The organism is Synergistaceae bacterium (assembly GCA_012728235.1).
Lineage (GTDB): Bacteria > Synergistota > Synergistia > Synergistales > Synergistaceae > JAAYFL01.
In genome coordinates, this window is sequence record JAAYFL010000028.1 from 1 (window position 1) to 23484 (window position 23484).

General features: G+C 36.7%; 22 protein-coding genes and 1 tRNA gene. All 23 read left to right on the top strand.

Going from position 1 to position 23484, the window contains the following annotated elements; translation table 11 throughout:
• Positions 1-731: 4Fe-4S binding protein (locus tag GXZ13_01835; protein ID NLX74580.1), on the top strand; the 731-nt coding region annotated here is incomplete at its 5' end.
• Between the two features lie 57 nt (positions 732-788).
• Entirely contained in the window at positions 789-1139 is a 351-nt protein-coding gene (locus GXZ13_01840; GenBank protein NLX74581.1) for a dinitrogenase iron-molybdenum cofactor, read from the top strand.
• Between the two features lie 169 nt (positions 1140-1308).
• A tRNA-Gly gene (locus tag GXZ13_01845) sits at positions 1309-1383 on the top strand.
• 148 nt (positions 1384-1531) lie between these two features.
• Positions 1532-2209 (top strand): adenine nucleotide alpha hydrolase, encoded by a 678-nt coding sequence (locus tag GXZ13_01850; GenBank protein ID NLX74582.1) that lies wholly within the window; start codon positions 1532-1534, stop codon positions 2207-2209.
• A 161-nt stretch (positions 2210-2370) separates the two neighbouring features.
• A complete protein-coding gene (gene tig / locus GXZ13_01855; protein NLX74583.1) occupies positions 2371-3756 on the top strand; it encodes a trigger factor in 1386 nt (461 codons plus the stop codon).
• Positions 3757-3799: 43 nt separating this feature from the next.
• Positions 3800-4384, top strand: coding sequence for an ATP-dependent Clp endopeptidase proteolytic subunit ClpP (clpP, locus tag GXZ13_01860; GenBank protein ID NLX74584.1), 585 nt, complete (start codon positions 3800-3802; stop codon positions 4382-4384).
• A 70-nt stretch (positions 4385-4454) separates the two neighbouring features.
• Entirely contained in the window at positions 4455-5777 is a 1323-nt protein-coding gene (clpX, locus tag GXZ13_01865; GenBank protein NLX74585.1) for an ATP-dependent Clp protease ATP-binding subunit ClpX, read from the top strand.
• On the top strand, positions 5777-8104 hold the full coding sequence (lon, locus tag GXZ13_01870) for an endopeptidase La (GenBank protein ID NLX74586.1): 2328 nt from the start codon (positions 5777-5779) through the stop codon (positions 8102-8104). Before clpX ends, lon begins: the two co-directional genes overlap by 1 nt.
• Complete coding sequence (locus tag GXZ13_01875) at positions 8101-8781, top strand: YihA family ribosome biogenesis GTP-binding protein (GenBank protein NLX74587.1); 681 nt, start codon at positions 8101-8103, stop codon at positions 8779-8781. The genes lon and GXZ13_01875 overlap by 4 nt, the downstream gene beginning before the upstream one ends.
• A gap of 50 nt (positions 8782-8831) precedes the next feature.
• Entirely contained in the window at positions 8832-11486 is a 2655-nt protein-coding gene (locus GXZ13_01880) for a valine--tRNA ligase (GenBank protein NLX74588.1), read from the top strand.
• Positions 11487-11489: 3 nt separating this feature from the next.
• Positions 11490-12794 (top strand): bifunctional folylpolyglutamate synthase/dihydrofolate synthase, encoded by a 1305-nt coding sequence (locus GXZ13_01885; protein ID NLX74589.1) that lies wholly within the window; start codon positions 11490-11492, stop codon positions 12792-12794.
• Positions 12795-12832: 38 nt separating this feature from the next.
• Complete coding sequence (locus GXZ13_01890) at positions 12833-13606, top strand: polyphenol oxidase family protein (GenBank protein ID NLX74590.1); 774 nt, start codon at positions 12833-12835, stop codon at positions 13604-13606.
• Positions 13607-13668: 62 nt separating this feature from the next.
• Positions 13669-14640, top strand: coding sequence for a Gfo/Idh/MocA family oxidoreductase (locus tag GXZ13_01895; GenBank protein NLX74591.1), 972 nt, complete (start codon positions 13669-13671; stop codon positions 14638-14640).
• A 113-nt stretch (positions 14641-14753) separates the two neighbouring features.
• Positions 14754-14987: a flagellar biosynthesis protein FliR gene (locus tag GXZ13_01900; protein ID NLX74592.1), complete on the top strand. Its 234-nt coding sequence runs from the start codon at positions 14754-14756 to the stop codon at positions 14985-14987.
• A 12-nt stretch (positions 14988-14999) separates the two neighbouring features.
• The gene (gene meaB / locus GXZ13_01905) at positions 15000-15938 is read left to right on the top strand and encodes a methylmalonyl Co-A mutase-associated GTPase MeaB (GenBank protein ID NLX74593.1); all 939 of its coding nucleotides are present in this window, start codon (positions 15000-15002) and stop codon (positions 15936-15938) included.
• 27 nt (positions 15939-15965) lie between these two features.
• Positions 15966-17081, top strand: coding sequence for a uracil phosphoribosyltransferase (gene upp, locus GXZ13_01910; protein NLX74594.1), 1116 nt, complete (start codon positions 15966-15968; stop codon positions 17079-17081).
• Between the two features lie 24 nt (positions 17082-17105).
• Entirely contained in the window at positions 17106-17984 is an 879-nt protein-coding gene (locus GXZ13_01915) for an undecaprenyl/decaprenyl-phosphate alpha-N-acetylglucosaminyl 1-phosphate transferase (protein ID NLX74595.1), read from the top strand.
• A 26-nt stretch (positions 17985-18010) separates the two neighbouring features.
• Positions 18011-19138 (top strand): UDP-N-acetylglucosamine 2-epimerase (non-hydrolyzing), encoded by a 1128-nt coding sequence (gene wecB / locus GXZ13_01920; GenBank protein NLX74596.1) that lies wholly within the window; start codon positions 18011-18013, stop codon positions 19136-19138.
• Positions 19139-19179: 41 nt separating this feature from the next.
• Positions 19180-20442 carry a UDP-N-acetylglucosamine 1-carboxyvinyltransferase gene (gene murA / locus GXZ13_01925; protein ID NLX74597.1) on the top strand — a complete coding sequence of 421 codons (1263 nt, stop codon included), beginning with the start codon at positions 19180-19182 and terminating at the stop codon, positions 20440-20442.
• A gap of 20 nt (positions 20443-20462) precedes the next feature.
• Positions 20463-21296: a hypothetical protein gene (locus tag GXZ13_01930; GenBank protein ID NLX74598.1), complete on the top strand. Its 834-nt coding sequence runs from the start codon at positions 20463-20465 to the stop codon at positions 21294-21296.
• Positions 21293-21964: a uracil-DNA glycosylase gene (locus GXZ13_01935; protein ID NLX74599.1), complete on the top strand. Its 672-nt coding sequence runs from the start codon at positions 21293-21295 to the stop codon at positions 21962-21964. Before GXZ13_01930 ends, GXZ13_01935 begins: the two co-directional genes overlap by 4 nt.
• Positions 21945-22664, top strand: coding sequence for a di-trans,poly-cis-decaprenylcistransferase (gene uppS / locus GXZ13_01940; protein ID NLX74600.1), 720 nt, complete (start codon positions 21945-21947; stop codon positions 22662-22664). The genes GXZ13_01935 and uppS overlap by 20 nt, the downstream gene beginning before the upstream one ends.
• Positions 22651-23484: a phosphatidate cytidylyltransferase gene (locus GXZ13_01945; GenBank protein ID NLX74601.1), complete on the top strand. Its 834-nt coding sequence runs from the start codon at positions 22651-22653 to the stop codon at positions 23482-23484. The genes uppS and GXZ13_01945 overlap by 14 nt, the downstream gene beginning before the upstream one ends.

Consider the following 23484-nt stretch of genomic DNA (forward strand, 5'->3'; position numbering starts at 1 on the left):
GAGAAAGAAAGGATCCACAAAGAAAAGATTATATAGGCATGTCAAAAGCAGCAATAGATTCTACTCTCTGTATTAACTGCGGAGAGTGTCTAAAGCACTGCAGATTTGATGCAATTTCAGTGAAAAATGAAACACATGTAGTTAACCCTTTTGCCTGTGAAGGTTGTGCCGTTTGTCAATTAGTATGTCCAGTGAATGCCATCTCTTTTTATCCCAATGTTGCAGGAAGTCTTAACCTCTACAAAGATAAAGAAAAGGTTTTTTCGACGGCCCAATTAAAAATGGGAAATGGAACAACAGGGTTGCTTGTCTCAGAAGTTAAAAAACAACTAAATAATGAAGCACAGGACACTGACTTTGCAATAATAGATGGCTCTCCCGGAATAGGATGCCCTGTTATTGCATCTATAAGCGGTGTGGAGATGGTGCTGGTTGTTGCAGAACCTTCCATATCAGGAATAAGCGACATGGTGCGGGTAATAGAGGTCTCTCAGTCTTTCGGAGTAAAAATTGCTGTATGTATTAATAAATACGACGCAAATAAAGAAAAAACAAGAGAAATCATAGATTACTGTGACAGGAACAAAATCCCTTTCGTCGGCAATATTCCTTATGATTCTTTGGCAACAAGGGCATTAAACTCAGGGTTGAGCATAGTGGAAATGGCATGTTCATCAGGAACTGCAGTGAGAAATGTTTACAGACGAACCATGCAAATATTTTCGTCTTAGCTTTTAACAAAAAAATGAACCGCAGAATATTTCAATTATAAATAGGGGGAAACAAACGTGATGAAAATAGCAGTAGCAACAAATAATAACGAAGTAGCTGAGCATTTCGGGCATTGTGAAACTTTTAAGCTTTTTGAATGTGAAAATGGAAAAGTACTATCAACAGAAAATAAACCTAATCCCGGACATAAGCCAGGATTTTTGCCAAACTTCTTAAACGAGTTGGGTGTAAACGTAATTATCTCAGGAGGGATGGGAAGCGGTGCTGTCGAAATATTCAGCGAGCATGAGATAGAGGTTGTTTTAGGATCCTCAGGAGATGCGGATGCGGCAGTAAACTCTTATTTGCTGGGAGAATTAAAATCTACAGGTACTATCTGCGATCATAGTCATGAAAATATAAAATAAGTATGTTAGTAACAAAGAGCTCTTAGAAAAAATATCTCCAAGAGCTCTTTTACTTTTAGTTTAACAAGTCTTCAATAAATCTATTATATGTTTTTTTGCAATAAAAAAAGTAATATTTATTGTCAAAATAATAACTGGCAGATATAATACCCTACATGCACTCATTATTGCGGACATAGCTCAGTGGTAGAGCATCAGCTTCCCAAGCTGAGGGTCGCGGGTTCGAATCCCGTTGTCCGCTCCATATCATTCAATCTTTCTCCATATTTTCAAACAACACAATTAAGAATCTATATAAAAACTTTCTTTTTGTTAAATTAATCCTCTTTGTTTAATATATGTTTTATAATGTATTTATTATGCTTACTTATAAAGATAGAGCTATGAAGCTCATAAACAGAGGATTGAAAAATTGTGTGGTTTCTTACAGCTGTGGCAAGGACAGTGCTCTAGCCCTACATAGAGCCATAATATGTGGTTTCATGCCCAAATCTCTCATAACAACATATAACGAGGAGAAAGATAGTTCATGGTTTCACTCTATACCTGAACCTTTGCTGAAGCAGGTAGGAGAATCTTTGGGTATTGAAATGACGCTAATTAAGACGAAGGGGGACGAATACACTTCAAATTTTGAGCTTGTTCTTGAAAAGTTTAAAAATGAGGGTGTGGACGTTTGTATTTTCGGTGATATAGATATAGAAGAGCATATTGATTGGTGCAGTGAAAGATGTAAGAACGTCGGAATAGAGCCCTTTTTCCCGTTGCTAAACGAACCGAGAATTTCGTTGGTGTATGAGTTTATCAATAGTGGTTTTATAACACATATTACGACTATCGATACTAGTAGAATGGATGGGAAACTATTAGGTAAAGCCTTAACGATAAATCTCGTGGAGAAGCTTATAGTTCATGGAATAGACCCTTGTGGAGAGAGCGGAGAATTTCATACTTTTACATCGGACGGGCCTATATTTAAAAAACCTGTATTATTCAGATTCGGAAATATGATATATAGAGAAAACCATGTTTCTGTGCTACTTTATTCCCCTCTTGCAAGTTCTAAGTGATTAATAAAAGAAATATCGAATACTTAATTTCTCTTTATTGTTGGTTATTTCGTTTTTACAACGTTAAGATACGTATAATGCCATGTTCAAAGATGTTTTATGTGGTAAAATATTGCGGTTGTTGTCATTAAGCAGTTAATATCCGAAAGGGGAAGTTGTCATTGCGTACAGAAATAGTTTCACAGGAAAAAAATAAAGTGGTAGTTAAAGCTAATTTTACGGCTGAAGATGTAACAAAAGCCATTCAAAAAACATATAACAAACTTTCGAAGAAAACAAACTTAAAGGGTTTTCGTAAAGGGAAGGTACCTTTTAAAACAATCAATCTTTATTTTGGGAAAAAGGTTGTGTTAGAGGAAGCTTTGGAAGAAATTTTATCTACTTCATTGGATGAAATTGTAAACGAATATGGGTTTAAGCTTATAGCAGAACCCGATCTAAAACCGGAGCCGATTGAAGAAGATAAGCCTTATGAATTTACCGTAATCTTTGAAGTTTCACCGGAGGTAATTTTGCCGGATCTTGAAACCATAGAAGCAGAAAAAACAGTTTACATCCCAACTGAGAAAATGGTAGAAGAGAACGTGACAAGACTTCTTGAAGCTCACAGCGAACTTGAACCTTCATATGAAGAGCGTGAAATCAATAAAGATGACCATCTTTCCGTAAAATTTACGACAAGCATTCTTGATGCAGAAAAAACGATAAAAGAATTGGAAAAGGATAAGAAAATCGAAATTCACTTGGGAGAGGCAAATATGCGTCCTGAAGTGGTGAAGGGCCTAATAGGCAAGAAACCCGGAGAAACTGTAAAAATAGAATTCCCTGTTGAAAAGGATAACGAGCACAAAGAACTCGCTGGAAAAACTATGGTGTATAACATCGAAGTATTGGGAATAATGAATAAAGTAACTCCTGAGCTAAATGATGAGACAGTAACCAAAATAACCAGAGGGCAAAATAAAACTGTTTCTGAGTTTAAGGACGAAATTATGAAGCAGCTAAAGATATCGGCCGCACAGAAGAGTGAAGATACGCTAAAAGATTCGGCTTTAACACAAATAATAGAAAAAACAGAGGTTGAATTACCTGAGTCATTAATAGAGCGACAGAAAGCAGCAATGAAGACAGATCAAGAAGAGCGCTTGAAAAGAGAATCCGGTATGTCGATGGAGGAATTTTACGAAAAAAGTGGAATTACCAAAGAAAAATATGAAGAAGAATTGAGCCATGCAGCAGTTCAAGGTGTTAAGAGATCTCTTGTGTTGGAAGCTATAGCAGAAGACAACGACATTAATTGGACAGGAGAAGAAATCGAGGCTGAACTCAGAAGCATAGCTTTAAATTCCCGTATTGATTATAAAAAATTACAGGAATACGCTTATTCCAATAATGACTATATTTATGAAATAGCAACAAGAATTAAAAATCGTAAGACAGTTGACTTCATTATGACAAAAGTAAAAGTCAGAGAAATTGAGGAAACTAAATCAAAAAACGCTGATAAAAAAGAAGAGAAAGCAAGTAAAAATAAAAAAGAGGAATAAGACTTTCACTTATTTTAATAAAAAATAAAGAAGAGGTGTTTACATGTCATATCTCATTCCTATGGTGGTAGAAGATACAGGTAGAGGCGAGCGCTCATACGATATTTATAGTAGGCTGTTAAAAGACAGAATAATATTTTTAGGTACAGCTATAGATGATACTGTTGCAAATTTAATAGTGGCACAAATGCTATTTTTGGAGAGTGAAGATCCTGAAAAGGATGTTTTTCTTTATATCAATAGCCCTGGTGGGGTTGTAACTGCAGGGCTAGCCATTTATGACACAATGCAGTACATAAAACCGCAGGTATCAACAATTTGTACCGGACAGGCAGCTAGCATGGCTGCAGTCCTTCTTGCAGCTGGAGCAAATGGCAAAAGAATAGCGCTTCCCAACTCACGTGTGATGATTCATCAGCCACTAGGGGGCGCACAGGGACAGGCTTCAGATATACAGATTCAAGCAAACGAGATTCTCAAAATAAAAAACAAATTAAATGAAATACTGGCTTCTCATACTGCTAAATCCATGAAACAGATACAAGTCGATACGGATAGAGACTTCTTTATGTCTGCAGAGGAAGCAGTAGAATATGGGATAGTAGATAAGGTTATAGAAAAAAGATAAGTAATCGCAACTAATACATGCTTCAGTGAATGTATAACAATAGTATTTTAACAACAGAGGTGCATCAAAAATGTCTAATTCAGAAATTAATAAACCGGAGCGTAATTTGAGAAAAAAATTTCGTTGCTCTTTTTGTGGGAAAAGTCAGGACGAAGTTGCTAAACTAGTGGCCGGACCTTCTGGTACATATATTTGTTCTGACTGCATTCAACTATGCAACATAATAATGCGGGATGAAAATGCCACTCCGGACTTTACAGTTCAGCATAAAAATAATGATCAGCCAGACTATACCTCTTTGCCATCAATGAAAGAACTGCCCAATCCTAAAGCTATTAAGTCTTTCTTAGATCAGTATGTTATAGGGCAGGAGCATGCTAAAAAAGTTTTGTCTGTTGCTGTTTATAATCATTATCAGAGGATCATGAATCCCATCTCTGATGAAGATGAAGTAGAGCTGCCTAAGAGCAATGTTTTGTTGGTAGGACCTACGGGATGCGGTAAAACCCTTCTTGCACAGACACTTGCAAAGAGATTGAATGTGCCGTTTGCCATGGCGGATGCAACTACTCTTACAGAAGCCGGTTATGTTGGTGACGACGTAGAGAACATATTATTACGCTTATTACAAGCAGCAGATTACGATATTATTTCTGCACAAAGAGGCATTATTTATATTGATGAAATAGATAAAATAGCCAGAAAGTCTGAGTCAGTTTCAATAACAAGAGATGTCTCAGGCGAGGGAGTTCAGCAAGCATTGCTTAAAATTATTGAAGGCACTATTGCTAATATCCCTCTAAAAGGCGGCCGCAAGCATCCTAATCAAGAGATGGTTCCGGTTGATACCAGTAATATTCTTTTTATATGCGGCGGAGCTTTTGACGGACTAGAAAAAATAATCGCAAAAAGAACAGACGAAAAGTCTATGGGTTTCGGAGCCACCCTTTCTAATAAGAAAGATAAGGGGAGTAGTTATGACCTATTGAAAATGGTCGAACCAGACGATTTGAGATCATACGGCTTTATTCCTGAATTTATAGGAAGATTGCCTGTGCTTGTTGCGTTGGAGCCTCTTTCAGAGGAGGCTCTTGTTAAGATTTTGTTGGAACCTCGCAATGCACCGTTAAAACAGTACAAAAAGCTTTTTTCGTTAGAGGATATTTACTTAGAATTCACTGAAGATGCAGTAAAAACTATCGCAAAGAAGGCGGCTAAGCTTAATACAGGTGCACGAGCATTGAGGACAATTCTTGAATCGTTAATGCTCGATATTCAATATGAACTTTCCGGAGACTCTTCCGATATATCAAAGCTTACAATCTCTAAAGAAGTTATAGAGGGGAAAGTAAAACCTATAAGGACCGAAAAAGAAGAAAGAAAGGCTCTTTAATGCAAATTATTCCAATTCTTCCCGTTCATGAGATAATCTTTTTCCCCGGTGTTATAGCACCCCTTTTTATAACGAGGCCTTCTTCGATTGCGTCACTAATGAGTGCAAGCGAGACGGATGGATACGTTTTCCTTTCGATTAGAAAAAATCATAAAAACACTATTTTAAAACCTGAGGATATGAGTACATTTGGAACAATTTGTAGAGTATTACAGACTGTTAATTTGCCTGAAGGTGTAGTTAAAGTTGTTCTTGAGGGTGTATCTAGAGCTAAAGTAAGGAAATTTTTGCCTGCTGAAATTTTAAAAGATGTGGAAGTTGAACGAGTTGAATCTGTAAGCGCACCGGACAAAGTACAAGCAGAGGTATTAAGAAGAACGGTGTATTCTGAATTTGAGACGTATGTAAGGTTAAATCCTAAATTGTCGGAAGAAATGCTGAGATCTGTTGAGGAAATAAAAGATCCTGATGTGTTTTCAGACTTTGTTGCTTCGCATAGCGCTCTTAAGCTTACACAAAAACAGATAATACTCGAAGAGATTGACGTTATAGAGCGAATGGAAAAGCTTCTCAAAATATTAATGTATGAAAATGAGTTGCTGGCATTGGAGCATAGTATACACGAGAAAGTCCGCAAAGAATTAGATAAAGGACAACGTCAATACTATTTGCGTGAGCAATTAAAGGTTATTCAAGAAGAACTGGGAGATTTTGATCCGGCAAATGAGACAACTGAATTAAGAAAGAAAGCAGAAGAATTAAATTTACCCGAAGAAGTTAAGTCAAAATTGGAACACGAGATAAATAGATTTGCAAGAATGGCACCTATCTCACCAGAGGCGACTGTAGCTAGGTCTTATATTGACTGGTTGCTTGCGATGCCTTGGAATATTTCCTCTGAAGAGCATCTTGACCTTTCGAAAGCAGAAAAAATTATAGAAGAAGATCATTTTGGTCTAGAAAAACCCAAAGAGAGAATTCTTGAATATTTGGCGGTTAAAAAACATGCAAAAGATAACATGCGAGCACAAGTGCTTTGTTTCGTAGGTCCTCCGGGTGTGGGAAAAACCTCATTAGGACGTTCCATAGCAAGGACTATGGGTAGAGAATTTGTTAGTATGTCTTTAGGAGGATTGCGTGATGAAGCTGAAATTCGTGGTCACCGACGGACATATGTAGGCGCTCTGCCTGGTAGAATAATACAGAAAATAAAACAGGCTGGCGTTAATAATCCAGTATTACTAATGGATGAAATTGACAAAGTAGGTTCTGATTTTAGAGGAGATCCGGCTTCAGCACTGCTTGAAATATTAGATCCCGAGCAGAATTCAAAATTCACAGATAATTTTCTTGAGGTTGCTTTTGATTTAAGCAAGGTGATGTTTATAACAACTGCTAACACGATTGAAACAATACCAAGACCATTGTTAGATAGAATGGAAGTAATATCTCTGCCAGGTTATTTAGCGGAGGAAAAACTTGGCATAGCCAAGAAACATCTTCTACCAAGAATTTTGAAAGAACATGGATTAACTAAAAATGAGCTGCATATACCGGATTCAATACTAAAAACAATAATTTCTTCTTATACTTTGGAGGCCGGGGTGCGTAATCTAGATCGAGAGCTTTCGAAAATAGCCCGAAAAATCACAAAGAATATAGTGCAAAACGTAAAAGAAACTAAAGAAAAGAAGTTTACTGTTTCAAGAAAAGATATGATTGAAATGTTGGGAGCACCTAAACTTCATAAAACAAGAATACCTAAAGGTTATTCTTTAGGGACAGCCCTGGGGCTTGCTTGGACCGAATCAGGCGGTTCTGTACTGCTGATAGAATCAGTAACAATGAAAGGGAAGGGAAATATTACATATACTGGCAACTTAGGGAACATAATGAAAGAATCAGTGCAAACGGCTTTTGCATATCTTCGTTCTAATGCCGCCGCTTATAATCTAGCGAAATTTCAATGGAATGATATGGACATTCATATACATGTTCCAGAGGGAGCTATCCCAAAGGAAGGTCCTTCAGCTGGGGTAACTTTGGCCCTGTCTATATGCTCAACCCTAACAGGAAGATTGGTTGATACATCTTATGCCATGACTGGTGAAATGACACTGCATGGAGATATTTTGCCAATTGGCGGAGTTAGAGAAAAACTCCTTTCTGCCAAAAGGCTAGGTGTGAAAAAGTTAATTTTGCCATTGGATAATAAAGAGGACGTCAAAGAGTTGGATGATTGGATGTTAAAAGATATAGAAGTTTTTTTTGTCTCTAAAATTGATGATGTTTTTGATTTGGCTTTAAGTAAGGATAAACATAAATGAGCGGTTGGAATTCAGAGTTGTTTTGCACCGCTTTTAATAAACAACAACTTCCTCCGTCAGATAGCCCAGAAATTGTATTTGTTGGTCGCTCTAATGTGGGGAAGTCATCGCTTATCAATTTATTGTTGGGGAAGAAAATAGCGAAGGTGAGTTCAAAACCAGGCAAGACAAGAAGTATCAATTTTTATAAAATATCTACAAAAGAAGGAATTGCGTTTAACTTGGTAGATATCCCCGGATATGGATATGCCAAACGAGGATTTGAAGAAAGAAAATCCTGGTGGAAACTTATTGATGACTATTTTAATGAAGATAGAAATATTTCATACGTTGTTCATCTGATAGATTTTCGTCACGGTCCACTTGTTAATGATTATGAACTAATAGATTGGCTTGATAGCATGAATATGCCGCGATTAGTCGTTTTTACAAAAGGAGATAAAATTTCACAAGGTAGAAAAAAAGGATTTTATCAGGAACACATGAAGAAAGGTATAGTTTCTGTTTTACCTCCATTTATAACGTCTAGTGTAAAAGACAAGGAGTCAGCCTTGTTAAGAGAGGGAATAGTTGATGTGTTAAAGGAAATGCAACTACTAGACTTTAAAGAAGAAAGAGAAGCAGCTAAACGTAATTTAAGACAGCAAAAAACAGTCGAGAAAGATATTATAAATTAGTCTGATTTTACAGATAATGTTACAAGCTATTCTAAGAGGAGGAGCAATTTATGGCATCAGAAAAAATAATTTTAGAGAAAAATTATGATCCGGTTCCCATAGAGGACAAGTGGTATCAGACATGGATAAATAAGGGGTTATTTGTAGCTGATCCGGAGTCTCCAAAGCCTCCTTTTTCAATAGTTATTCCACCACCAAATGTAACAGGTTCTCTTCACGTAGGTCACGCGTTAGATAATACATTGCAAGATATTTTGTGTAGGTACAAAAGACAGAAAGGTTTTGAGGTCCTATGGATGCCAGGTACGGATCATGCCGGCATTGCAACACAAAATGTTGTAGAGAAAAAACTCCTTTCGAACGGAATTAGCCGTCACGATCTGGGCCGCGACGAGTTTGTAAAGGAAGTCTGGAAATGGAAAGAACAATATGGAAGCACAATTATTAATCAACTTAAAAAATTGGGAGCTTCCTGTGACTGGGATAGAGAACGTTTTACGATGGACCATGGTCTTTCTGAAGCTGTTAGAAAAATCTTTGTTGATTTATATAAAAAGGGTCTTATATATCGTGGGAAATACCTAATTAATTGGTGTCCTAGGTGTCAAACAGCCCTTTCTGACTTGGAAGTTGAGCACCACGAACATGATGGAAAATTTTATGAGGTAGCCTATAAATTTGAAGGTGAAGCAGGACACATTGTAGTGATGACTACACGACCGGAAACAATATTGGGAGATACTGCTATCGCTATACACCCGAGAGATGAAAAAAACCGACATTTGGTAGGCAAAAAAGTATTAGTACCTCTTATTAATAGGGTTATCCCCGTGATTGAAGACAATATGGTTGACCCTGAGTTTGGTTCAGGTTGTGTAAAAATAACACCTGCACATGATCCTAATGACTTCCTAGTTGGACTTAGACACAATCTAGAGCAAATACAAGTTATTGATGGATATGGCGTGATGCTTCCTGACTTAGGCAAATATGCCGGAATGGATCGTTTTGAAGCCAGAAAAAAAATTGTTGAAGATTTAGAAAAAGAGGGACTTCTGCTTAATATTGAAGACATTAAACATTCAGTAGGGGAGTGTTATCGTTGCCATACGATTATAGAGCCTTACCTTTCTGAACAGTGGTTTGTAAGCACACGAAAGCTTGCTGACGCAGGGGTAAGTGCAGTAAAGGCAGGCAAGATAAAGTTCGTTCCGGAACAATGGACAGACGTTTATTTCCAATGGATGGAAAATATAAGAGATTGGTGTATTTCAAGACAACTCTGGTGGGGGCATCGTATTCCTGCTTGGTATTGTGATGATTGTGGAGAAATAATTGTTGAAACTGATACTCCAAAAGAATGTCCTAAATGTAAATCTACTAATTTGAGGCAAGATGAGGATGTCCTGGATACCTGGTTTTCTAGCGGGCTTTGGCCCTTCTCAACAATGGGGTGGCCCGAGAAAACAAACTTGCTTAAGAAATTTTATCCTACATCAGTGTTGATAACAGGATTTGATATCATTTTCTTCTGGGTTGCTAGAATGATTATGTTTGGCCTTGAATCAATGGATGGAGAAGTTCCCTTTCATGATGTCTATATTCATGCTCTAGTTAGGGATGAAAAGGGACAAAAAATGAGCAAATCTAAAGGAAACGTCATCGACCCCTTAACTATAGTAAAAGACTACGGTGCAGATGCCTTAAGGTTTACAATGGCAGCATTAACTGTTCAAGGAAGAGACATTTTTCTTTCTACGGATCGTATTTCTACATATAGATTATTTATAAATAAACTTTGGAATGCTAGTCGTTTTGCGTTAATGAACCTTGACGACGTGGTAAACGGACAAAATTGGGAAGGAAAAGATTTGTATTTGCAAGACAAATGGATACTTACTCGTTTGTCACAAGTAATTAATGACGTAACTAGACTTCTTGATGGCTATTTTTTTGGAGAATATGCAAGGCTCTTGTATGACTTTACTTGGGGTGAATTATGTGATTGGTATCTAGAATTATCTAAACCCGCTCTTCGTGGAGAAGAAGGAGAAGGAAGGCGAAAGACAACACAGGCGATTTTACTAGTTGTCTTCGAAGACATACTAAAAATGTTACACCCCATAATTCCTTTTGTCACAGATGAACTGTGGCAAGCCTTCCCCTTTGGAACAGATATAATTGAGCATCTTCCTTGGCCTAAATCTCGAGTTGAACAATTTGATGAAGAAGCTCTCTCTGATATGAGTTTTCTTCAAGAAGTAGTTCGTACTATAAGAAATCTAAGAGCAGAAGCGAGGATTTCCCCTCAACAGACAATTTCTATGGTTGTGCTTTCTGTACATAACTCAGAGAAACTTTCAATGCTAAAAGTAACAGAAAACCAAATTCGTTTATTGACTAAAGTAGATTCCATAAAATATTCTACAGAAAAACCTGCTCGTAGCTTAGCAACAGTACTTAATGAAATAGAAATATATTTGCCAATTGGAGATTTGCTAGATGTAGATAAAGAAATTTTCAGACTTGAGAGTGAACTTGAAAAACTTGAAAAGGAAATAAGCAAAAGTACGACAAAATTATCGAATACAAATTTTGTAGAGAGAGCACCAGAAGAAGTAATAGAGAAAGAAAAGAGAACTCTTGATGAAAATAAAGGGAAAAGAGACAGGATAAGGGAGAATTTGACGAGTCTCTCGGTATAAATTGTGTCAGAGATTAATTCTTTTAACGAATTAGAAGAAAAACTTGCAATGTTGGCCGGACCGGGGATCAATCCAGGTCTTGGTCGTATTTCCAGGCTACTTTTATTACTTGATAATCCGGAACGTAAGTTTAAAGCCATTCACATTGTAGGAACAAATGGTAAGGGCTCTACTTCTGTAACGATTGCCTCTATACTGAAAGAATCAGGGTACACAGTTGCCGTCTATACAAGCCCTCACTTAATTTCTCCTGGTGAGAGGCTTGTGATTAACGGCAAAAAAATTTCACCAGATAGATGGCAAAATTCTTTATTAAAAGTAGAAGAATTGATCAAAGAGGATAGCTCTCTTTCAGAAAAACCTCCCACATATTTTGAAATAATAACGGCAATCGCTTTTTTTATAATAGCTGAAGAAAAAGTCGATATCGCAGTTGTAGAAGCTGGATTGGGAGGGCGTCTTGATGCTACAAATATACTAAAAAACGTGATATTAACACTTCTAGTTTCAATCAGCATAGATCACACTGAATACCTTGGAAATTCTTTGAGAGAAATTGCTAATGAGAAATTTGCAGTATTAAGGAAAGACGTTCCCGCAGTTTTTCAAGGAGGAGATGACTATTTAAATAGTCTTTTTTTACAGCAAGCAAAAAAAGTGGGAGCACAGAGCAACATATTGAGTGATATTTGTACCTTTAATACAACAAAATTATCTGAAGATGGTACAAGTTTTATATTAGAAAAAAACAATTCGGCAGTTTTGTATCACACTCCTCTTATAGGTTTTCATCAAACTAAGAACGCTACTCTTGCACTTATTGGAGCAGACATATTGGAACAAAAATTTAATAAGATAGATGATAAAGCAAAAAAGATTGGAGTTTCAAAAGCCAAGATATCAGGACGTTTCGAATTAATATCAAAAAAACCTATCTTTATTCTTGATGGTGCACATAATCCGGCTGCAATGAAGGAATTAGTGAATACTGTAGCAGAGCTTTTTGGAAAAACACATGTTAACATTGTTATTACCATGATGAGAGACAAAGATATAAAAGAGTCACTAACTGTATTATCAAAACTAAATTGCTCTCTTATATGTACAGAAGTGCCAGGTATGTCTCGAAGTATGAAAGCGTTTAATTTAGCAAGGGAAGCGCAAAAAATAGGGCTTGATGTCTTGTCTACAAATGAAAATCCTTTGGAAGCTGTAAGGTTGGCTCTTTCTCTGAAAGGTATAACTATATCTTGTGGAAGTCTTTATTTAGTAGGATTTCTCAAGAATAACATTGCTGATTTAATATAGGGTTACCTTGCAAAAAACAAGATAATAGGAGAAGACTAGTGACCGAATATTTACCATTTTATATAAATACTTATCATGATAGTGAATGTATTGATTTTCTTATGCCGAAGGAATTGGAAGGTATTTTCTCTGTTACCCTTTTTCTTAAAAATAAGCTAAGTGACGTTGCCGAAGGTAACCAAGAAATTTTATGGGAGAAAATATCTAAGCATTTTAATAATAAAAGACTTGTAGCACCCAAACAAGTACATGGCATAAATATAATTGAGGCTAAATCTTTTAATGCTTTGCCACAAAAGCCGGAAGCAGATGGAATATTTGTTGAAGAAAAAAACGATTGTTGTTTTAGTTTGCAATTTGCTGACTGCACTCCTGTTGTGATTGCAGGTACAGATCCATTGCCATGGATGCTCTTTCTTCATTCTGGTTTCTGGGGAACGACTCAAGGAATAACTAGGGCTTCATTTGTTTTCTTACGCAAAAAATACAAAGGCTTTACTATTAGCAATAATATATGGGCTTGGATAGGTCCATCTATATGTAAGGAGTGTTATAGTAGAAATAGCGAGGATGAAGATACTGTTAAGGCGGTAAGGCAATTTGATATAGATAATATACTAAGAATTGACAATCACATTTTTTTTGATATAACAATGGAGATTAAAAGACAGCTGATTGATAATGGGATAAAAGAATCTAATATTTATGTTTTTGATGAATGTACGAGATGTAATAGTAACCGTTATTATTCATATCGGGCTGGAGATAAAAAACGACGGCTGTTTCTTTTGGGATATTGTGCCACTAACTAACGCAAACAGGTGAGAATATTATTAGTTAGTATATAGAAAATATTTTTATAGAGGTGTTTTTTGTGGAAGAAATTAAAGTTGGTGTGGTAGGTGTTGGTCACCTTGGAATGCATCATGCTAGAGTTTATACAGAGATATTGGGAGCAAAACTCGTAGGTGTAATTGATACAGACGAAGACAGAGCACATGCGGTAGGGGATCCTATATCGGTACCTTCTTTCACTGACATAGAGTATTTTATTAAACAGACAAAACCTGATGCGTTGAGCATTGTAGTTCCGACTAGCATGCACTACGAAGTGGCTAAAACAGCGTTAGAGCACGGAGTGAATGTGCTTGTAGAAAAACCTGTTACAACCACAGTTGATGAAGCAGAGAAACTACTAAGACTTGCCGTAAAAAAAGATTTAATATTACAGGTTGGACATATTGAAAGATTCAACAGTGCAGTTCAGCATGCACGAGATTTTGTCCACAATCCCAACTTTATTCAAACACATAGAATGGGGCCCTTTTCTCCTAGAATCAGCGATGTGGGAGTGGTTCTTGACCTTATGATACATGATGTTGATATTATATTATCAATGATAAATTCAGAGCTCGTATCAATATCTGCTATAGGAAGATGCATTAGGACAGAACATGAAGACATTGCTTCGGCACAGCTTATGTTTGCAAATGGCGCAATGGCTCAAATTTTGGTTAGTAGGGTTTCTGAAAAACGCCTTCGCCAAATGCAGATATCTGAGCCAGAGCGTTATACCACGGTTAATTTTGAAACCCAGGACATAACGGTCCAACGTAATATAAAACAAAGTAATGGCAAGGTGGTTGAGGTTATAGAACACCCTGTATTTACTAAAGCTGAGCCTCTAAAACTAGAACTTCAGCATTTTATATCATGTGTTAGAGATGGTAGGCAGCCTTTAGTAGGGATAAAAGATGGGAAAAGAGCCTTAGAAGTTTGTGTTGCAATACTTAGACAGATTCATGAGCAGAACGAAGAATTGTCAGAAGGATTTGCAGTAATATAAGTAATAAGACAATGACATTATATTAAATAAGGATTATTATAAAGAGAGGAGAATACTCCTCTCTTTTTTGTTGAGTAAAAGTAGCCTTTGTATAATGAAAGGACTGAAGTAAGGTGAGTTATTTTAAGAATGTTCCTCTCGTTAACATACAAGCACTTGTTGCGCTGTTGCTGTTTTTTCTTTCTCTTTTCATAGCAAATATCGTAATGAAAATACAAACAGGCAAATGGTCGTCAACACCTATATTTTTAATTTATCTGAGATTAGTCTTAGGTTTTATCTTTGCAGCATCTGTTGGACTAGCTTTTTATTCATTTGCAGGTATTAATATCCTTTTTAAAAATTAGAGGTGTTTTTTTTTGCATGAACCAATTTTAGATCTTGCATTAAATGGAGAACAGCGTGCGATAGGTCGTTTAATATCGTATGTTGAAAATAATGGCAAAGAAGCTACGGAAATAATGAAAAAAATATATCGTAGAACAGGTAAAGCGCATGTCATCGGGTTAACGGGCAGCCCGGGAGCTGGGAAAAGCACAATGATTGCATGTTTGATTAATCTTTTTAAGGCAGAGAATAAAAAAGTTGCTGTAATAGCAATAGATCCTACTAGCCCATTCACAGGAGGGTCTATATTAGGGGATAGAGTTAGGATGCAAGAGCACGTTCTTAATCCTAATGTTTTCATACGAAGTATGGCTACAAGAAGTTATTTAGGAGGAATAAGTAAGGAAACGAAAAATGCCGTGCTTATTTTAGATGCATGTGGGTACGATGTTGTTATAATTGAAACCGTTGGCGTCGGACAGACGGAGATAGATATTGTAAAAATAGCTGATACGGTATGCCTAGTGTTGGCTCCCAATATGGGGGACGATGTCCAGATAATGAAAGCTGGTGTTATGGAGATCGCTGATGTTTTTATAGTAAATAAATCAGATTTAGATGGTTCCACTAAAATGGCATCGATACTTCACGGGATGTTGAATATATTAGAAAAGCGCACTTGGAATCCAAAAGTTTCTTTGGTTTCATCTCTAAATAATACTGGATTTGAAGAAGTAAAAAAAATATTTTTAGAACATCAAAAGTTTATTAAAACAACAAAATCAGGTAAAGAGAAACGTTATATACGCCAGAAAGAAGAAATAAAACTAATATTCAATGAAATGCTAAAGACTCTTATAGAATCAAACTTTAAAGAAAGAATAAATAATGAAATAATAGAAGATATAATAAATCGAAAAATAGATCCTTATAGCGTAGCAGAAACCCTAATTAATGAAATCATTAAATAAAACAGACAACAGATGGAGGAAGAAAAATTGAAAATTGCATTAGGAGCTGACCATGCAGGATTTGCGTTAAAAGAAACAATAAAGACATATCTTTTGGAAAAAGGACATGAAACAATTGATTGCGGAACAATGAATGAAAATATGAGTACGGACTATCCCGATTGGGGTTTTAAAACGGCAATGGCTGTGGCGAACAATGAAGCTGATAGGGGAATCCTTATTTGTGGTACAGGGATAGGTATGAGTATGGTCGCTAATAAAGTTAAGGGGATTCGTGCAACTTTATGTCACGATCATTATACCGCTCAAATGAGCAGGAAACATAATAATTCAAATATACTTGTGCTAGGCAGTCGTGTGACCCCTCTGGATTTGGCTTTAGAAATCACAGAGATATGGCTAACAACAGATTTTGATTATGGCAAACATGAAATTAGAGTAGAGAAAATAAATAAACTTGAGCGAGAGTGTCATACAGAATCTTCCATGTCCTCTTGTTCTTGCAAAACAACTCCTGGAAAAACCTTTGTGGTTGATCATCCCCTGATACAACATAAACTAAGTCTTTTAAGGGATAAGAATACTTCATCAAAAGATTTTAGAGATGCACTTCAAGAAATTTCAACTCTTTTAGTTTTTCCAGCAACGAAGAATCTTTCATTAGAAAAAGTTGAGGTCGAAACTCCCATTGAAAAAACAGAAACACTTGCCCTTTCTGGGAAAAAACTTGCTATTGTAGCTGTTCTTAGAGCGGGGTTGGGGATGGTAGATGGGATACTGAGAGTCATACCTAATGCAAAAGTCGGACATATTGGTCTTTATAGAGATCCTGAAACATTGCAACCTGTAGATTATTATTGCAAGTTGCCGGGAGATATTTCAGAAAGAGATATTCTTTTAGTTGACCCCATGCTAGCAACAGGCGGTTCTGCATCTTCAGCTGCAGATCATTTAAAAAAAGAGGGAGCTAAGCGAATAATGCTTTTATCTTTGCTAGCTGCGCCTGAAGGCATTGCTCATTTTCATGAAAAACATCCTGATATTGATATATATGTTGCTGCAATAGACAGTCATTTAAATAAAAATGGATATATTGTGCCTGGCTTGGGAGATGCAGGCGACAGATTATTTGGTACAAAGTAGACGAAGGAAAGCTAAGGTGGTCGAGTGCTCTCTATTTATCTATTTACATTAGTAACTTTTTTGTGGGGACTTATAGCAACCCCGGTATCAATAGGCCTTGCTAAAAAATTTAGATTGCTTGATAAACCTGGCGGAAGAAAACATCATAAATTTCTCATGCCGCGTGGAGCCGGAATTGTCCTCTGGGGAGGCTATCTATTATGGGCTTTATTCGTTGGCAATAGAGGTGTAGAACTTCCATTTATTGCTACAGGAGGCACGTTTGTCTTTATAATTGGATATATGGATGATATGCAGCCACTGCCTCCTTTAATTAGACTATTTTTTCATCTTGCAGCAGCTGCTTGGGTTTCGTATCCTTTGCCAATAGTTGTATGGCAGAGACTTCTAATTGTTATTTGGATAGCGGGTGTAACAAATGCTTATAATTTGATAGATGGTATGGATGGTCTTTGTCTTATGATTTCACTATTAACTTCCATAGCTGCATTTGCAACAGGCAAATTAAACATCTGGTTGCCTATAGCAGGATTGATATTTGGTGTTTTTCTGTGGAATTTCCCTAACCCTAGAACATTTTTGGGAGATGGTGGTAGCACATTTTTGGGATATATTTGTGCATCACATATTGTATGGAGTATATTCCCCAATTTTTTTGGGATTAACTTTATAAAATTAGCTTTTATACTTTTATTCATTGGTGGGATACCTGTAACTGATACTATTGTAGCTATGGCAAGAAGGGTTTTAACAAAAAAATCTCCTTTTGTCGCTGATCGTGGACATACTCATCATAAGCTTCAAGACACAGGTTTTTCTAAGCTGACTACATTGCTGTTAATGGGTTCAGCGCACTTATTAATTATTACTATAGGCTTCAAAATAATATTAAAATATATTTAATTTAGGCACGACAGGTGGGTTTATTTTTGAATAAAAAAACGATAGTGTGTGTTGTTGGTACAAGACCAGAAGCTATAAAAATGGCTCCTGTTGTTTTAGCATTAAGAAAAGAACCTAATTTTAATGTAAAAATATTGGCAACTGGACAACATTCTGAGATGTTGATTCAGGCATTAAAATACTTTAATCTTACAGCTGATTTAAATCTGAATATAATGAAAGATTGTCAAACTTTAGATCATATAACATCAACCGTTATTACTGGCGTTGGTAAGTATTTTGATCAAACAATGACCGATGCTGTATTGGTGCACGGCGATACCACGACGACGTTTGCAGCATCGCTTGCAGCGTTTTATAGAGATATTCCAATAGGACATGTTGAGGCAGGGTTAAGAAGTGGCGACATAAAGTTGCCATTTCCAGAAGAAATGAATAGAGTCCTAACAGATAGAATAGCGAAGTGGGGCTTTGCACCTACAGAACTTGCTAAAGAGAATTTAATAAAAGAAGGAATGATTCTAGATAACATACAGGTTACAGGCAATACTGTAATAGACGCTCTTTTATACACAGTAAAGAAAACCACTAAGCCAACTACGCACGAACTCCTTAATATCCCTGAAGACGTGCCGTTTCTTTTATTTACCGCACACAGGAGAGAATCTTGGGGTGCACCTTTGGAGAATATCTGCTCTGCATTATCTGAAATTTTAGAAAAACGTACAAATTTATGGCTTTTGGTGCCGATGCACAAAAATCCAACGGTACGTAATACTATAAAAAAATATTTAGGCGATAAAAAGCGGGCTATATTGTGCGAACCCCTAAGTTATCAAGATTTTGTTTGGAGTATGAACGCCTCGGTTTTTATATTAAGCGATAGTGGTGGAGTTCAAGAAGAAGCATCTGCTTTAAAGAAGCCTGTACTGATTTTAAGAGACGTAACAGAGCGACCTGAAGCCATTGAAAATGGTAGCGGGATTCTTGTAGGAACCAATAAAAAGAAGATTCTAGATAGCGCAAACAGGTTGTTAGATGATGCAAACTATTTATTGGAAATAAAGCGGAAATGTGACAGCCAGCCATTTGGAGATGGGAATGCATCAATTAAGATTGCAAGTTTTTTAAAAAAATACTTTTTTAACAATTAATTTAACAGATAGGTAACACCAAAGACTGGAGTGTACTGCGTATGCAAGAAAAAATGTTAATAAAGGGTGGCAATAAACTGGTTGGTTGTATAGATGTACAAGGCGCTAAAAATGCCACATTGCCTATTATGGCCGCTTCTATTTTACTTAAAGATCAAACTTTAAGATTAAATAATGTTCCTAATTTGCAGGACATACGTACTATGTCCGCATTACTTTGCAACCTTGGAGCAGACGTACAGTATAAAGACCAAACTATGGTAATTTTTGTGCCAGAAACTTTAAAATCAGAAGCTCCTGTTGAACTTGTCAGAAAAATGAGAGCATCATCACTCGTACTAGGCCCTCTAGTTGCAAGAAATGGGAGAGCAGTTCTACCACTTCCAGGTGGGTGTGTGCTCGGTAGCCGTCCGTTAGATTTTCATTTTAAAGGATTAACAAAGATGGGAGCCACAATAGAACTTGAGCATGGATCAGTTTATGCAACAGCGAAGGAGCTAAAGGGCGCCAAAATAACTTTAGATTTTCCTTCTGTGGGAGCTACAGAAAACCTAATGATGGCTGCAACTCTGGCAAAAGGTACTACCTATATAGAAAATGCAGCACTTGAACCAGAGATATTAAACTTAGCAGATGTGCTTCGATCAATGGGAGCAAAAATAACAGGTGACGGCACTAATGTTATTGAAATTATAGGACAAAAATCTTTATGCTCAGCTACCGGAGACATTATCCCTGACAGAATTGAGGCTGCAACATATTTATTAGCTGGTCTTATAACGAAGGGCTCTGTAACAGTAAGTGGTATAAATCCTAATTATCTTGAGCAAATAATAACAAAATTAGAGGAAGCTAATGTTTCTATCGATATAAATAATGATGCAATTACTGCATCGTGGAACGATTCAATAAGAGGAGTTTCTGTAAAGACATTACCACATCCTGGTTTTCCGACGGACATTCAGCCTCAATTGATGGCACTGCTTACATTAACCCCTGGAACTAGCGTCATAAATGAAAGTGTTTTTGATTCAAGATTACTTCATGTAGATGAATTTAAAAAAATGGGTGCAAAGATCGAGATACAGGATAACGTTGCTATTGTTACTGGAGTATCAAAAATAACAGGAGCAACTGTACATTCTTCTAATTTAAGAGCGGGAGCTGCTCTTATCTTAATGGGGCTTGCAGCGGAAGGAGAGACCGTAGTTTGCGACCTTCATCATGTTTGGAGGGGATATGAAAATATGGTCGATAAACTTTTATCCTTGGGTGCAAACATAACTTTACTAGAAGACGAGTAGTGGATAATAAATTGACTACGATAGACAATAATCCTCTATCAAAAGTTAAAACTTTTGCGTTCATTGGTGCAGCCGGAACAGGAAAAAGCCAACGAGCTCAGCTTGTAGCTTCCTTGTTAGAAGCTGATTATATTATTGATGACGGATTAATAATACATAAAGGAAGCATCGTTTCTGGCAAAAGTGCTAAATCAGAAAGAAACCAGATTAGCGCGATAAGAAGAGCTTTATTTGAATTTGAGGATCACAAAGATGAGGTTGTGTCTTTTTTTAAAAAAATGGCTCCTTGCTCGGTCATGGTAATTGGTACTTCAGATACTATGGTCCATAGAATAATAAGAAAATTAGGACTTAGTGATTTTTCAAGAATATTAAGAATAGAAGACGTTGCAACACCAGAAGAAATAGCAAAAGCAAGAAGAGAGCGTCTAAGTAAAAAACAACACGTAATCCCAGTGTCACACGTTTTGGTGAGGAAAAATTTCGCAGGGAAATTAGTAGGTCAACTTAGAGTGTTTTGGAAATCTAAGGATTATAGCGAAGGCGAAAAAACCATAGTACGACCGCCCTTTAGCTTCTACGGAGAAGTCCATATTGAGCCTGAGGCGGTCAAGCAGCTTGTTTGTTTTGTTGCTACCCGTACGGACCAAGTTTCCAAAGTAACAGAGGTTAATATCGTGCAAAGAAAAGAAGACAACTTATCTATAGAAATTAAAATTTCAGTTACAATCGGAGAAATGACGTTTATGGAAATAGCATCGTCCGTAAAAGAGAGGGTTGCGGTCAGTGTAAGATATTTTACTGGATTAAATATTAACAACATAGATGTTATTGTATCGGAGGTATTTTTATGATAGGTCCTAATGAAAAAATATTAGAGCTAACACCAGAAGAACGAGCTCACGCAAAAAATGTTCTTATGAATCAAGCTTATAAGATGGCTACAACTTGTAAGAACTGTTCACTAAATTTAACCAGAAATCAGGTAGTATTTGGTGACGGAGACATTAATACAAAGTTAGTTTTTATAGGGGAAGCTCCCGGAGGCGACGAAGACGAGCAGGGCGTGCCATTCGTAGGTAGAGCGGGGCAATTATTAACTAAAATATTAGAGCAAGTCAACATTAAAAGAAGTGAAATCTATATTACAAATATTGTCAAATGCAGACCTCAGAACAATAGAGACCCGGAGCCAGAAGAGATGCTTGCTTGCTATCATTTTTTACAAACTCAAATACTACTTATTGACCCTGCCATAATAATTCTTTTGGGAAATACTCCCGCTCAATGGATTCTTAAAACAAACGAAAGGATTTCAAAAATTAGAGGAAAGTGGTTCGATTGGCATGGGATCGCAATTATGCCAATCTTTCATCCGAGTTACTTGTTGCGCTTTGCTTCTCCTAAACAAAAAGAGGGGAGTCCTAAACACTTAACATGGATTGACATACAAGAAATTAGCAGGCAATGGGATTCAGTAAAAAAGACAGGACAAACAACAAATGATATCAAGTTTGGATAAATCAAAAGAAGAAGAACAACAACAAATAAAACACATAGCCATCATTATGGATGGTAATGGCAGATGGGCAAAGAAACGAGGGTTACCTCGTATTTTAGGCCATCACGCTGGCATTAAGGCAGTGGAGAGAGCTGTTCGTGCAGCAAAAGAATATAACATACAGTACGTTTCCCTATATGCATTTTCAACGGAAAACTGGAATAGACCTAAAGCAGAGGTACTGGGATTAATGGGCCTCTTAAGGTTTTATATAAAAACTAAAATAGAAGAGTTGTGTAAGGAAGAAGCTAGAATTCGCTTTGCAGGTAAGCTTGAAGAACTGCCCGAGGACATCCGTGATATTTTGGCAGATGCGGAAAATAAAACAAAGTGCTTTACAGAAAGACAACTCGTTATTTGTTTAAATTATGGAGGTAGACAAGAAATTCTTGATGCCGTGAATAGTATATTGAAATCCGGTGTCAAAGGGCCAATATCAGAGGATGTTTTTCGTGAACATCTATATATAAATAATCTTCCGGACCCTGATCTTATTATAAGAACAAGTGGGGAACTACGATTAAGTAACTTCTGGCTTTGGCAGAGTTCGTACAGTGAGCTTTATTTTATAGAAAAGTTTTGGCCAGATTTTTCGAAAAAAGACCTAGAAGATGCTATAGCCGCTTATTATAGGAGGAATAGACGATATGGGAGAATTTAATAAAAAAAATAAATCTAAAACGAATTTAATGCTACGAACATTCAGCAGTTTTTTTATTGTAGGTATTATTTTAAGCGGAATATATTTTGGAGGCGTTTATTGGAATGTTATAGTGTCACTCGCAGCCATGTTATCTTTACTAGAGTTTTATAAAATTCAATCAACAAAACACGATCTGTCAGCTTCACTTGTTTTGGCATCCGGAGCATTTATATTACTGGGAACATCGCTCAACATGTCGCTTACTTCAATACTGTGTACAATCTCTTGTATTGTTTTTATAGCATTGTTTATAGAAATACTTAAACATCAGTTGAAGGGCGAGAGCTTTGCTCTAGAAAACATGGGAGCAGTTATCTCTGGCATAGCATATATTGTTTTGCCTTGGTCTTTTATGATAATAATTCGTGAAAGAGAACTAGGGATTGTTGTGCTTTTAGCTTTATTCTTATGTACTTGGTCATGTGATGTCGCTGCATATTTCGTTGGAACAACCTTTGGCAGAACTAAGTTGTGTGATAAAGTGAGCCCTCATAAAACTTGGGAAGGGTTCTGGGGAGGAGTTTTTGCTAGTTTTATCTGTGGAGGCTTACTTTATTTTTTATTTCCTTCGGTTCCATTTTTCTCTCTTTTGCTAATGGGACTTTTATTTGGAATTGCTGGCCAGATAGGAGATCTTGGAGAATCCTTGTTAAAACGAGAAGCGGGAGTAAAGGATGCCGGAGTGGCCATTCCTGGACATGGAGGATTTATGGACAGGTTTGATAGCATACTCATTAATGCAACCTTAGCATTTTTGATATTAGAAATAATAGGATAA

Bases quoted from the DNA above. Each gene is read 5' to 3' on its own strand.
- GXZ13_01945 (NLX74601.1), top strand. From the start codon at position 22,651: ATGGGAGAATTTAATAAAAAAAATAAATCTAAAACGAATTTAATGCTA.
- clpX (NLX74585.1), top strand. From the start codon at position 4,455: ATGTCTAATTCAGAAATTAATAAACCGGAGCGTAATTTGAGAAAAAAA.
- clpP (NLX74584.1), top strand. From the start codon at position 3,800: ATGTCATATCTCATTCCTATGGTGGTAGAAGATACAGGTAGAGGCGAG.
- uppS (NLX74600.1), top strand. From the start codon at position 21,945: ATGATATCAAGTTTGGATAAATCAAAAGAAGAAGAACAACAACAAATA.
- GXZ13_01880 (NLX74588.1), top strand. From the start codon at position 8,832: ATGGCATCAGAAAAAATAATTTTAGAGAAAAATTATGATCCGGTTCCC.
- lon (NLX74586.1), top strand. From the start codon at position 5,777: ATGCAAATTATTCCAATTCTTCCCGTTCATGAGATAATCTTTTTCCCC.
- murA (NLX74597.1), top strand. From the start codon at position 19,180: ATGCAAGAAAAAATGTTAATAAAGGGTGGCAATAAACTGGTTGGTTGT.
- GXZ13_01935 (NLX74599.1), top strand. From the start codon at position 21,293: ATGATAGGTCCTAATGAAAAAATATTAGAGCTAACACCAGAAGAACGA.
- GXZ13_01875 (NLX74587.1), top strand. From the start codon at position 8,101: ATGAGCGGTTGGAATTCAGAGTTGTTTTGCACCGCTTTTAATAAACAA.